The following is a 13,622-nucleotide window of genomic DNA, read 5'->3' as shown; positions in this document are numbered from 1 at the left end:
GACGCCCTCCGCCTCAGCGACCGGCACTCTCACCTTTCGGATTCGGAACGAAACCGCCCTGCCGCCCGCCATCCTGCCAGACCCAGCGCAGGTTATCCTTTCCTCCGCCTTGCACAGGAACCTTATCCCGGTAGGCCGTCCACATCGCATTGACAAAGGGGTCCAGCGAACGCCCCTCCTCCTTGGGCCGGGGAATGCCATTGCGCTTGGCCGCATAGGGATCGTCGGCAGACATCCAGCGGTCGTAGTAATCAAAGAACGCATCGTGGTTCCAAAGCGCCTTCGCCCCCATGAGCTGCACAGCGAGCGCAGTGCCCGGCAATCCGCTGGAGACCGTGATGCGATAGCCCTCGCCTAATTTGTCGACCTTGTCCCAGGTCTCCGGGGCTTTTTCTTCATGAGGCGGCTTCGCGCCGGTGTGATAGACGATCTGGTAGAGCGCCGTCTGGCCGCACCAGCCCGTGCCGTAATACATCTGCTGATCCTCGGAGAAGACAACACCCTCGGGAAGCTTGGCCAGCCGTGGATCGTCCAGCATGAGCCCGGCAAAAAGGATGGGCCACTTGCGACCATTCCAGTGCCCGCCATCGGCGGACCACTTTCTCCCCGTCTCCGCCAGGCCGTGCAGGTCGATGCCAAACTGCACCAAGCCGATGAGCAGCTTCTCCTTGCGCTCACGCGGCACGTCAAGCATCAGCATGAGGCTCGCCATCGAGGTGAGTCGGGAAAACTCTCGTCCGTAGTTCACCTGATTCTCACTCGGCCCCGTGTGCTGCAACAGCCAGCTCTCCTGATGATCGAGCCACGGGCGGGCGAAGTATCTTTCAAACTGCTCCCACGACGGGACATTGCCCACAGGCTTGAGCGAGGGGAGACGATCCCATCGGAGCTTGCTGGCCTCAAAGATCGGTTTCTCCGTGCCGGCATAAGGCGGACGAAATGCGTCCTTCGGCGGCTCCTCGGCCAGGCAGGTCAGGACTGCGGCGGATTTCAACACCAGCGCCGACTGCTTTTCACTCGTCCACATCAGCGCCTCATGGAGAACCGGCACGGGCAGCGTCTCATTGCTGATCGTGGAGATCAGCGAGCGATTCACGCCGAGATCGAGCGGAAAACTGACCGACAGCTCCGGGTTATAGTTTTTCAGCCGCGAATCAAAGCCCTGGTCCTTGTCTGGCCGCAACACGATCATGGAGCCATTGCGCATACGCGTATCATCCACCACCGCCGATGCGCCATAACGGCTTTTGAACTCCCCTCCATGAGCCTCCACAGGTCCGGGTGGCGGCTGGACAGCCACCACTTTCACCGGCCCCACCACCCACCAGTCTCCGGTGACGAACTGACCCGCCGGATACTCCCGGTCAAACGTCCACGTGATCCCATATTGACTGATCTCCCGCCGCATCGTCGCCGCAGGAGAAGCTTCAAGGGTGACGAGCAGGAGGGCGAAGAGAGGGAGGATCTTCATAAGCATTCAGGAACAGGTTCTCTGCGATGCAGGATCGTGAGCCAGCGTGGAGACGCGGGTCCGAAAACTCAAACAGGCTCACCGAGAGCCCGAGGCGGGATCGGAGAGCCTGCATATTGAGTGAAGTCGGGACCAAAGAGCCCGGACAGCGATGTCGCCGGCCTTAGCAGGCCTTGCGACGACGCAGCACGAGGATCGAGGTAAGACCCAGAGCAACCAGCGCCCAGGTGGACGGCTCCGGCACTACAGTGTACGTGAGATCGATCGTTCCACCCGCCGAGTTGTAGGTCAGCGTGGGCGTACCCTGGAAAGAGGAGTCGAGCGTACCGATGGTCAGACCGCTGGTGATGCCGCTGGTCGTGAGCGTCGTCCCGGAGTCGCTGTAGAACTTGAAGAGCGATACGGTATAGGTGCCCTCGACGAGCGGGCCGGTGATGCTGAGATTAATCACATTACTGTTGAGCCCCAAGTCACCGTTCACGTAGTTCCAGAAGGCCACTTGATCCGCCGACGTCCCGTCACCCGCAAGGTCAAAGGAGAACTTGGCTCCGGAGGCCATATTCAGCACGCGGGAACCGGATCCGGAAAAATTCGCTCCGTCCAGAGTGAGCGTACCGGTGCCGCCATCACCCGGAGCCAGGGTACCGCCTGTTGCGACGGCCACGGCATTTTTATTGGCCGTCGTGTTAAACATGGAAATACGCCCCGTGCCGCCCAGCGTCCCTCCAGAGTTGACAACATAAGAAGACACAATATTAAGTCCAGCTGCGGGAGCCTGGGCCTGAATGTGCGTCCCGTCAATCAACAGAGTGCCACCGTTGATCGTAGTAGCGCCGAGATAGGTATTTGCTCCCGAAAACACCTGCGTGTTGGAGCCAGTTTTTACGACCGCTACGTTGCCAAGGGTGCCATTTTGGATCACGCCGGAAAACGTGGTGCGGGATACGCTAGTCCCGCCATCGATCGTGAGCGTGGCCAACGGAGTCCCTGTAGTATTGGTCGTTCCGTTGAAAACCATTCCCCCGCCAGACAGCGAGCCAATGGTTTGAGACGCTGACGATCCCCCATTGTTGCTCAGGTTCAATATTCCCCCCGTTTCGACTGTCACATCCGAGCTCGCGGTTAGAGTGTTGGACAAAGTAGTAATTAGCGAAACCCCACTGCCGATCGTGATATCCGAACTGATCACCGTATAGTCGTTGGTACTTCCGCTGCCGAGACGTACCGAAACCATCGGGGTCTCTGAGGCATTTCCGTTTTTGAAGACCAACACGCCGCTTCCGGTGACTTGGGAATACGTTGATCCCAGTCCACCGCCAAAAGCGAGCGATGGGGACGTGGCGCTTCCATTGGTGTTACTGATTGTGATCGTCCTGGTGCCGGACCCGACATTCATTCCACCACTAAAGGTCAATAGATTGGTCGATGCCATATCCACGCTGATATTGCCATTGAGATTTACTGCGTTGGCAATCACCCGACTGTTAGTGGCTGAAAGGTGGATACCATTCTCAAGATTGACCGTGCCCAAGCCCAGCGGGCCCGAGACAAAAGTGCCGGAAGTAACCGTGCTAGTCCCAGTAAAGGAATAAGTACCCGAACCGGTCAGGGTGATCGTACCTGCGCCTACGCTCGCGCCGCCGAGAGAGAGAGTCCGGCCTGAAGCGACAGTCCACGTCTGGCTTGCGCTCAGGTCCATGACGGCACCTATCGTCAGGTTTGCCGTAGCCGCGCTCATATCAATACCGGAGGAACCCAGCGTCATCGCGGCTCCAGCAGTGGCGTTAAGGTATTGTTCCGACCCAAGGTTAGTCACCTTGATACCGCCAAAGCTCACATTTCCGCCGATGGCCGTATACCGTGTGGACGTCATTGTACTGTCAAACAAGGCGATATCCGAAGCACCGGGAACGACTCCTCCAACCCACGAGCTAGTGAGATTAAGAGCATTGCTATTATTAGCCTTCTGAATCTCAGTGGCCTGGGCCTGCGCCACTAGCCCGAGGGGCAGGCAGGCCAGAAGAACGCCTTTTGAGATTCGCTCAACGATCGCCGAGTGCAACTGGTTCACTCGAGCGAAGCGGGGGAAGTGTGATTTTGTGGTCATCGTAATAAGCGGTGGGGGTGAAATCTCGCTGTCGAGATCAAAGGTTAGATGTCGAGAAAAGGAAGGTCAAGGGAAAAGGTTTGATGTTCTCAAAAGTAACGATCCGCACTGGGAGTCAGATGCATATCATCCTTTTACGCAGTGCTTTCCGGGGTTGAGGCTCGAAAGCGATTCCCCCCGGGGTCTTTTCAGCGGGGTGCCACGCGATGGCGTTGGCATCGGCCAGGTGGGTGCCATGGGGGAGAAAGACACGTTCAGCGTGCATCGTAAGGCGGAATTCGCCGCTACGGGGTCAGCGGGGAGGTTGATAGTTTGCCGGGCCACCGAGCGCCTGGAACATGGAGAACAACCTCAGCGCACACAGCAGGCACAGCACCGTAAGGCCGAAGCCGACCAGATAGGTATGGCGGTAGACATGGCCGGAAAGATCGAGAAACACCCCGAGCGCCGGGCCGATCAGGATCTGGCTGACGCAGGTGACGATACCTGCCGCAGAGAGAAACTGAGCAAACTTGTCTCGCGGAAAGAGCCGCTGCGCGAGCGACGCCGTGGTGGTCCCCCACACTCCGCCCAATATCCCACAGGCCAGGTAAGCGACAAAAAAGGTCGTCTGATTGGTGATAAAAAATCCGCCCCAGAGAGAAACCAGCCCGTAGATCACGAGGGTGGCGAGAGCGAGCTTCAGCGGGTGGATGCGGTCGGCCAAGACGCCGAGGGGATAGGACATCACAAAGGACACAAAATACATCACCGCCGACCACTTGCCCAAGTCATCCATGGGAATGTTCAGACTCTTGGCAAAGAAGATATTGAACAGATTGGCGGGCAAAAAGGCGATGGCCGGGACCGCGATGGTGACAAAGGCCAGCAGATAGTAGGGTTTCCCGAAACAATCGCGCAGAAACTCCAGGGACGCTGCCAGAAATCCCGTGGCGCCTCCCTCGGGCACCTCCGGGACGGGGGGATACTCCCCCTCCTTCACATTCACGCACATCAGGGTAAAGCCGATCCCGAACAGGATGCCGATCCCGAGGAAAATCCAGACATGATAGGCCTCGACCTTCCCCAGCAGCCAGTAGTTGAAAATGATGGCCGCGATCAGGCTCAGGGCGCGAAACGCCCCGAAAAAGCGGCCGAGTACAGCGACGGGCACCACGTCGTTGATCAGGGCTCCGAAAATCGAGTTGGCCGTGATGCTGGCAAAATCGAAGAGCATCCAGAACACGGCAAAGGAAAGCAGCACGAGCGTATTGGCCCCGGGGGACCGCGCTCCCAGGATCTCATGGAGATGCGTGCCGATCATCGGGCTGAAGGCAAGGCCCGCCATGGAGATGACCGCGATCGGCGTCGGGATGAGCAGGAACGGAATGCGCCGTCCCCAGCGCCCCCGATGGCGGTCGGATTTGTAGCTGATGATCGGCCCGAGGATGATCGCGATCGCAGGCGGCAGGGAACCCACCAGCAGCCCGGCAAGGAAGTCCGACGCCTCGAATTTCTTCAGCATCAGGAGCACCATCTGACTCGCCGAGCGATCCTTGATCGCCCAGGCAAAGTCACCGCCCAGCAGCCAGATAAAGAGGACGACGAGCCCCCCGGTGGTGTAGACCAGGGTGCCTACGCGCCAGAGCTTCGCCCCTTTGTCCGGGGCCGCGGCCTCATCCGGCGGCAGCATCGTTTTGGGTTCGCCCGCCATCTACATCGACAATCTGCCGACTGCCATCTTCCCGTCCACGAAGCCTCCGATCGCAGCACCAATCAGGCACGATAGTATTGCCTGCTTCTCTCTTCGGCGGCTGGCTGGAGAGATGAGGGGGGACTGGAAGGAGAGGTTCATTAAGTGAAATTCGCCGTCAGCCAGACCGGAGTTCCAGCTTGCCTTTACCTGTTATCAATGGTTTGATGTATTGCAAGTTATTTTCCGAAGTTGAAAGAACCACATCATTCCAACGGCCCGTCCCCCATGATGTCATCACGCCTCCCGGACTCGCCTGATACCGTCGCCGCTTCCGCTCTGCCTCCGCTCATGCGCCCTCTCCCGTCCTACCTTGCAGCCAGACAATCCAACCCTGTCTTTCCCGCCGGACGATGGATCACCCCGACGCCCGACGCCCCCGTCATTCCGCCAGAGATAGTCCGGAAGGCTTTGGAAGTCCTGCAGAGCGTGGTCGGCGCGGAAGGCAACTCCGGGACGATGATCGTTCACCGCGGCTATCTCCTGTGGGCGGGAGAAAACGTCAGCCACAAGGGGCATGTCTGGTCCTGCACCAAGTCCATAAACAGCATCTGTCTCGGCCTGCTCTGGGACGACGGCAGGTGCTCCCCGGATGATCTGGCAGCTCGCTATCTTCCCAGCCTTGCGAGGGATTACCCCGAGGTCACTCTGCGACACATGGCGACCTTCACCAGTGGAATCCACCTCGAGGCGCTTTCACTCGATCCCGGTCCTCCGAATTTCGCCGTCGGCGCCGCGATGCATTACTCCCAGGAGCTCGATCTCCTCGCCTACATCCTGACACGGATTGCGGGCGAACCGCTCAGCGAGCTCTTCCGGCGGCGCATCGCCGATCCCATCGGCATGTCTCCCGCAGGCTGGGAATGGAAAAGCGTCAACACCCGGGATGGACTACCCATCAATGGAGGTGCAGGCATGCCGGAAAACGGCATGTACATGACAGCGGAAAACCTCGCCCGTCTGGGCTGGCTCTTTGCCAATAACGGGAAATGGGATGGTCGCGAACTGATCAGCAAGCGGTACATCGAGCATGCCTGCGTGGCGCGCGTTTCGCCGCACACTCCCATGCACGACCCGGCCGACTGGTATCACCAACTCCCGGGACGCTATGGGCTAAGCTGGTGGACCAACGGCGTGGACTCGACCGGCCGGAGGCTATGGCCCAGCGCACCGGACAACACCTTCGCCGCACAGGGAAACAACAACAATATCTGCATCATCGTCCCGGAGTGGCAGTTGGTCATCGTCCGGACGGCACAAGACAAGGTCATCGACGTGGCGTTGTTTGATGGGGTCTTCAAGGCTCTCTCTGAAACACCCCGGAGCTGAAGCCCTGGCGGGGATCTGCCCCTCCAGTTGAGCTATTTCCAAAATCCCACAAAGTCCTCCTCCAGCATGAGCGAGAGGCAATGATAAATCGGCAGATGAAACTCCTGGACGTGCGGAGTAATCGTTGCCGGCACGCAGATGCAGACGTCGGCCAGTTCCTGGAGCTGGCCGACGGTCTGGCCGGTCAGCGCAAGGACGGGTAGTTTTCGTGCGCGTGCAACTTCAGCTGCACGGCATACGTTGGCGGAATTTCCAGAGGTGCTCAAAGCTGCCAGCACATCGCCCTCCCGACCGAGAGCCAACACCAGTTGAGCGAAGACATAAGCAGGGTTCACGTCGTTGCAAAAGGCAGTGGAGAAGGCCGGAAAGGAAGTGAGAGGAATCACCGGAAATGCCCACTGGAGGTTCGCGGCCGTCGCTGGCGGCATCCCTTGCCTGGCCGACTCAGCCAGGGGTCTGGGATGACCGAACCCTTTCAGCATCTCTCCGGCCCAGTGGTCCGAATCCGCCGCGCTGCCGCCATTGCCGCAAAGCATGAGCTTTCCCCCCTTCTTAAACGAGGAGGACAGAAGGTCATATGCCTGCAGGATGTCTTTCCGACAGCAGTCGAGAGCCGGATATCGCTGGAAGAGGGTTTGAAAATGACAAGACATGATTGGATCGCCCCGACGTGCTTTATGAGCCTTCAAGCTCCCAGGAAATCACACTCATCGTGGAGACTCTATTTGCAGCCATGAGATGCTTGTTTCCGGCCTGAAATTTGCCAGCGGGAGGTTCCTTTGCTGATCTGCCTCTTTACTCCCGGCAGGACGACGCGAGCAGAAATTCCTTCGGGAAGAACCAGCTCCACCTCAACCAAATCTCCGCATTTTTGCCAATGGGAGTGAATGTTGCCGTGAGGAGTGGGGATGGTCGTACGGCAGCTTTTGTCATGAAATAGTGGGCGAAAGATAACCTCCCTCCAGGCCGGCGCGCTTTGGGTGATACCTCCCACGGTTTGCATCAGATGATAGAGAGGATGAGCTGACCAGGCATGAGAGAAACTTTGTTCCCCACGACACGGCTGGAAGTCTTCCCAAGTCGTTCCGTGGTCGGCCATGGGCAGCCAGTGCTTCCTGATGAACTCGACGATCTCGGCTCCGCAGCCCATCTCGGACAGCAGCGAGAAACAATAGGTGATCCAATACGCCGAAGGCTTTGATGCCGGTGCCGAATTACCCTGAATAAACGGGAGAAGAAGATCGGAGATCACGCTTTTCTGATTGATCCCCTTGAGTTTGACCATCAAGGCAAGCGTTTGGGCGTGAATGCCGCTTTTCCGGATCAATTCCCCGTCGCGGTCAATTCCATCGCAAAGAAACCCCCTGTCGTTAATCAAGCGACTCAGAGACAGCCGCAGCTCCCCCGCCCAGCTCTCCAAAGCAGCCGCCTTCTGCCGCTGGCCAGTCTTGCGATAGAGCAACGCCATCTTTTCAAGAGCGAGGAGAAGCCAGAGATTGTAGACAGATGAAGATCCCTCCCGGTAAATATCGGTCCAGTCGAGGAACAGCCAATAACGTTCATCATAAGTGATCAGGCCGGTTCTCTCGTCCACCCGGCCGCGGAAGTAAGCTAACGCTCTCTGTATCTGGGCTTCGTGGGAAAGAAATGGCTCTGTCGATCCGGTCTGCCAGTAAAAGTCCCAGATCGTGAGCATCCAGATCAAGGTAAAGTCCGGCAGCACGCACTCGTGCGCCATGGTGGGCGCATGGCCGTAGGTCAGACCATCTGGTGTCGTTTGTTCGGCGATCTGGCGGATGCCCCGGCGAAAAAGCCGGGTATCCCCGTCGAGATGGAAAGTGTTCCATGCCTGGACCCGCGCATCGCCCCACCATTGAGCTTGCTCACGCCATGGGGTGTCAACATAGGCATCGAGAGAGCAACACTGCTGGGTCCAGGCGCATGTCTCCCAGATCCTATTCAAATCGGAGTCTGAACTCAGGAAACTTCCATTTCGCTGAAGCGGATATCCGACCCGACGAAAGCGGAGTGCGATTTGAAAATCGACCGCGCTGTCCCTGACGGTAATCGCGAGATAGCGAAATCCGTAGTGGTGATAAAACACATGTACCGCGTCACCTGGGCGGCAGACCAGTCTGTCCCCAATGGAGTTCCGGCAGTGATTCAACAGCACGAGATCCGGAGTCAGCGTATTCTGGTCAATCGTCTCGGAGTAGTGAGTGTCAATAATCTCCCCGCCCCGGCAGTTATGAATCTCAAAAGTGAAGTTACCCACGACCGTCTTTCCGAGATCGATGAGATAACTCCGGAATTCGCCGGCAGGGACAGGCGATATCTTTATCAACTCCGCCGGAGAAGACGTTGCCGAGTGACTTCGGTCCTCCTGGTAACGCAAGGCCACCACATCCCGCACGTCGCGATAGCCAGCTGCGCATGGACCCTGGCCTGAACCGATCAGTTTCCCTGGCGGAATCTCTTCCTCCCTCAACATCGGCATCTCTCGTGGCTCCAGGGAATACCAAGGCCCACCGTTCCAAACCCTATCCGAAGTCGGCTCCTCCCACGAACTGTCATCGAAATCAACTGCGGTCCAATCCCCTGTTTCCAGGCGCAGATCCACATGCTCCTGATTGAAGAGCTGCATGCTCGCCTGAATCGTGTCCCGACGGGCGCTTGTCTGGCGGATGGACTTCCAGGTCGCATCGCTGACAATGTGATTTTTCCCCCACGAGGCGGCTACGAGAAGCCCTGCAAATCCGGCTGAGAGATATTGATAGGTGCTCCTTCCCGGGTTGTAGGCGCGGATCGCGAGGACGTTGCGCCCTTTCTTCAAGTACTTGCGGATGTCGATCTCGTCGTAAGGCCAGTGACTTTGCACGCCGCGAGCAGGCCCGCGAGCGACGAATTGCCCATTCACAAACAGGCGGTAGGACTGATCCGCCGTGATGAAAAGGGGTGCTTGAAGTGGGAGCGCCCCGAGTTGAAATGACTTCCGAAAAAGGGCGTAGCTATTAGCGATATCCCAGTGATGGCGATTTGGCCATATCCACCGCGACTGGCCGAAGATGTCCGCTGCGGTCTCGCGCTTCGCTTTGTCGACAGGGAATTGAAGAGCTGCGCCTTCAGAGCGCTCCAATCGTGGACGTGCCATAGGGAGTTCAGCGATATCCGAAAAGCTCAAGAAGCCGTTTCAATTCAGTCGCCGCCGGAACGTTATAGCCGACGGGACCATGTTGTTCGATCAAGCCGAAATTGACTTCATTGTTATCGGAATGGGCGACTTCGTAAAGCAGCACTCCCGACACGTTGGCGTCCGCTTCAACCTTGCGCAAAAAGGGCTCGTTCAACTCGCGCCCCTGTGAAATGTAGCAGTGCACCCATACCCTTTTCCCCTTCGATCGGGCATACTCTTTGATGCCAGCGGCGACTTGATGGTTGTAGACGTTGAAATGGTAGTCCTTGAGGGTGATTTCATCTGCCAGATCGACAATCCGACGCCAGTCCCTCAGCCACACTTTTGGCATGGCCCAAAATCCCAGTTCATTGAAATCGGAACTCAGGCGCGGCGCTTCGTGACAATGCCGGAGGTGCACCTGGAGTTGGCGCCCTGCGGCATGAAGGATCTCCGCCGCCTCCACGACGAACTCGGTGAAAAAATCACCGCGAATGGCCATAAGCTCGAGAGGATCGGCCTGGCTGGTGAGAATGTCCACACCATGAAGCTTCTGGTAGGCTTCAACTAGAGGCTCATTGTATCCATAGTCGGCGTAATCACTGACCATTCCCGAGTGATTTTGCAGGCGAATGTCCACGCCGTCGTATCCCATCTCGACACATTTTTGCACCCAGTCACTCCAATATTCCCGCACCTCCGCATAGGCTTCGCAAGGAGTGCCTTTCATCCAGAGATTTTTCCCGCGCGCGATGCCGTAGACACAGGCGTCCTGCCAGCCAGGTCCCCAGAACCCGCTCCCATGCCAGTCAAACTCAAAGCCCCAAGTGGAGAATTCGGTGGCAGCCTGCTCGGCGTCCTTCAATATCCGAGGCATCTGCTCCATGCCCCAGGTGCGCTCCTCAGGAGGTTTCTTTGCTTCGATCCCATTGCCTCCTGCGCGGACCTGCGCTGTTGCCGTGGATGGGATGTCTCCTTCGGGGCCGTGCAGGACAATCATCGACTGTGGAATGGTGAACAACCGTTCCCCGGCGTCGATCAGGATCGCGAAGTAGCGAGCGGAGGCGGAAATCTTCAGGTTCGAGAACGTGACCACGCGGCAGTCGCGTGGTGTCGAAAACAGCGGTGTTCCATTCGCGTCGGCGATTGAGCGCCTTTCCATCGTGTCGCTGATCGAGCACGGACCGTCATATGGCACATAGCGGCCGTTGTCATCGCTCACGAAAAGTTTGAAACCAGCCGGTGCCAACTCGCGCCCTTCACGGGCGGGCTGGATGCCAGGGATTTCATCCAGGCAGAAACAAATCGAGATTGCCGTCACCGGTTGAGCCAGGAGCCGCTCATAGTCTGGAATCGGTTTCCGTTGCACCCGCAGGTCTGGACGCCGGCTTAAAAGAGCGTCGAACCCGATGCGCTCGCCTCCGATGGTTTCCTCCCGCATGGAGGCAAAGTCCAGCCTCGCCCCATGGGGAACCGTGGAGCCGCCGCCGCCTTCATAGGGCTTGAGAACGGCGAAGGCTTCCATTCCGTGACGATGGCATTCATGCACGTAAACGAAATTGGGATCTCCCAGTGCCACCAGCGATCGAAAGGCATGGTTCTCGAATCCCGCTCTATCCGGAGGATGTAAACAGAGGAGCGGATTTGAAAACGTCGGATACCCCGGATTGCAGAGCACAAAATAGACTCTTTCAAATCCGAGATCCCGCAGCAGCCGCATTTCCTCGGCGACACGCGATTGATCATGGTATCCGACGGCTATTTGCGGGAAAATATCCACCACCGGAGCGACAGCCTTGCCTCCCCGCGTTGTCTTCAGGGTCTTCAACGCAAGGAGACTCGAGCTACGACCGTGGAATGCGGCGGGATCTGCAGACGCAACCGATTTTTTCCGCACGATACGGGCTCGGATCCCAGCCACGTCTCCGCCCATCGATAGGCGGGTGCGACCGAAACTTCGTCTTCCATCGGCAAAGGTGAGTAGTTGATAAACACCACAATCACTCCATCATCATCGTCGGGATGCTCGGTCACGCCGAGCCAGGGAGAGTTTTTCCGAATCACCCGGGACGCCAGCGCGTGGTCCGCGAAGTCCCGGTAGAGTTCCCAGAACGGTTGCAGGGTTTCCGGTAAAAAAGCTTCCGGCGCGACCGCGACGGAGGCCTCGAGAGGAAGCATGAGGGAATAGACGCGTCCCTTTCCATATTCGGAAACAAGGAACACGGGATTCCCGTCGCTCTCCGACGCCAGTACTTGTGCGCGGGACGTCCTGACTCGTATGCGCCACGCCGCAGCCAGGCTAAACGGAACGTCATCTTTCGCACGGTGAAAACGGCTTTCTCCAGCACGCTCCGAGGAGTTGAGGACTTCTATCCCGGAATTTCCCACCCAATCGGAAAGGAATCCTGCTGCATCAAAGGAGACATAGAGCGTCGCGCCTGCCGCCACCTTTTCCCAAAGTTCGCGTTCCCTGCCGCGGGAGAGCGCGGAATAGCTTTTCATACTGGGGAGCAGATACAATCCGGCGTCGGGCAATGCGCGATCAACGTAGTGAAACGTCAAATCAAAGCCCGCCTGTTTCGCAAGTACGAACGTGCTGTATGCGACTCCCCAATTATCCTGGCCCGGTGTGAGAAGACAAACCGCTTCTGTACGGCGACGGGGAAGCCGGTCAATCGGCAGGCTGTTAATCGACGTGTGCGCTTCGGAAAGAGCATCCAGAACCGGTTTCGGCGAACCATCATCACGGAAGAGCCCCAATTCGCGCTCGACTGCCAGCCAATCGTAGGGCGCCTGGGTGAGATGCCGCTGATCATGCGCGCACCACCAAAGTGCCGCACGGCAGTCGTGAGCCCAAAGATCGAACATCCGCACCTTCACCATCGCGGCGCTAGCCTCCTCGCCAAAACCCATCGGGCTCAAAGTCCCGAATTCTTCAACAAAGGTCGGCTTTCCGGAGAGATCGGCATAGAGGCACGTCTCGGCGGAGGCATGAAGCAGCGGCCTCATCGTATCCAATGGCTCGCGGTGACAGTGCGGAGTGAACAAAGGATAGGGATGGGTCGTGAGGATGTCGGTATGTTCGGCCTGATCCCGGATGGTCCACGTCTTGGTTGGATCGGCATCGAGACTGTGCATGCCTGAGATGATCGGGCGAGTTGGATCTGCCACCCGAATGGCGTTGGCCAGGGTGGCCGTCCATAACCAAGCCTGGTCACGTGCGGCTGGTCCCATGCAATTGCATTCATTCCCAAGATCCCATGCCCGGATGGCCGGATGGGTCTCAAATCGCCGGATCAGTGCGCTGACGAAGCGCACCTGCCACCGAATGGAAAGCGGATCGGTGATTGCATTGCGCGACTCAAGCGCGGGCGGCGCGAAAAAGCGTCCGCTCATCCACCCTGTGATGAGGCCCACGATCAGTTGCAACCCGAACTCCTCGGCGAGGTCGGCAAGCACGCCGAATCGATCAAGCATCTCCTCACTCACACCGCTGGCCACCGCGACGTTATCGGGCAAGGGGTCCTCGCCCAGGCGAAACTCGATGTGGTTTCCATGGTAACCTCGCTGCGAGTGAATGGGTTGAAAATCCGACCAGAGCGGGAAAACGCGCAGGATTTGCAGGCCTGCGCCCGATAGCAACCGCATATCTTCACGGACAATATCGGGCCGCCAGTCCTGCCACATGAATATCCCGGCGTGCGAGGCCCAGTAGTTCGCACCGGTCGTCAAGATCCCGGAGCCCAGAAACTCCGCCGTGGAGAGAGCCGCATCTTTATCCAGCTGACTCGGATCGATAAGAGAAGACATG

At 58.1% G+C, this 13,622-nt stretch carries 8 protein-coding genes; 1 reads left to right on the top strand and 7 read right to left on the bottom strand.

From position 1 onward, the window contains the following. Positions 1 to 13 precede the first annotated feature (13 nt). The 3 genes from TSACC_RS03865 to TSACC_RS03855 form a co-directional block, all read right to left on the bottom strand. Positions 14 to 1,471 carry a hypothetical protein gene (locus TSACC_RS03865; RefSeq protein ID WP_075078071.1) on the bottom strand — a complete coding sequence of 486 codons (1,458 nt, stop codon included), beginning with the start codon at positions 1,469 to 1,471 and terminating at the stop codon, positions 14 to 16. 163 nt (positions 1,472 to 1,634) lie between these two features. Next, positions 1,635 to 3,578, bottom strand: coding sequence for a beta strand repeat-containing protein (locus TSACC_RS03860; RefSeq protein ID WP_084400165.1), 1,944 nt, complete (start codon positions 3,576 to 3,578; stop codon positions 1,635 to 1,637). Positions 3,579 to 3,870: 292 nt separating this feature from the next. Next, complete coding sequence (locus TSACC_RS03855; protein WP_084400164.1) at positions 3,871 to 5,271, bottom strand: MFS transporter; 1,401 nt, start codon at positions 5,269 to 5,271, stop codon at positions 3,871 to 3,873. Positions 5,272 to 5,538: 267 nt separating this feature from the next. Between TSACC_RS03855 and TSACC_RS03850 the strand changes: the two genes are divergently transcribed. Further along, entirely contained in the window at positions 5,539 to 6,639 is a 1,101-nt protein-coding gene (locus TSACC_RS03850) for a serine hydrolase domain-containing protein (RefSeq protein ID WP_084400163.1), read from the top strand. Positions 6,640 to 6,671: 32 nt separating this feature from the next. Here TSACC_RS03850 and TSACC_RS03845 read toward each other — a convergent pair whose 3' ends face one another. The 4 genes from TSACC_RS03845 to TSACC_RS03830 form a co-directional block, all read right to left on the bottom strand. After that, positions 6,672 to 7,292: a D-sedoheptulose-7-phosphate isomerase gene (locus TSACC_RS03845; protein WP_075078068.1), complete on the bottom strand. Its 621-nt coding sequence runs from the start codon at positions 7,290 to 7,292 to the stop codon at positions 6,672 to 6,674. A gap of 68 nt (positions 7,293 to 7,360) precedes the next feature. Beyond that, a complete protein-coding gene (locus tag TSACC_RS03840; RefSeq protein WP_439959641.1) occupies positions 7,361 to 9,706 on the bottom strand; it encodes a family 78 glycoside hydrolase catalytic domain in 2,346 nt (781 codons plus the stop codon). Between the two features lie 91 nt (positions 9,707 to 9,797). Beyond that, positions 9,798 to 11,639 (bottom strand): hypothetical protein, encoded by a 1,842-nt coding sequence (locus TSACC_RS03835; RefSeq protein ID WP_075078066.1) that lies wholly within the window; start codon positions 11,637 to 11,639, stop codon positions 9,798 to 9,800. Beyond that, positions 11,636 to 13,621: a glycoside hydrolase 5 family protein gene (locus TSACC_RS03830; protein ID WP_084400161.1), complete on the bottom strand. Its 1,986-nt coding sequence runs from the start codon at positions 13,619 to 13,621 to the stop codon at positions 11,636 to 11,638. The genes TSACC_RS03835 and TSACC_RS03830 overlap by 4 nt, the downstream gene beginning before the upstream one ends. Position 13,622 lies beyond the last annotated feature (1 nt).

The sequence above is a fragment of the Terrimicrobium sacchariphilum genome, from assembly GCF_001613545.1.
In the GTDB taxonomy this organism is placed as follows: Bacteria; Verrucomicrobiota; Verrucomicrobiia; order Chthoniobacterales; family Terrimicrobiaceae; genus Terrimicrobium; species Terrimicrobium sacchariphilum.
The sequence above is the reverse complement of the archived record's forward strand: the minus strand, read 5'-3'. Positions and strand labels throughout refer to the sequence as shown.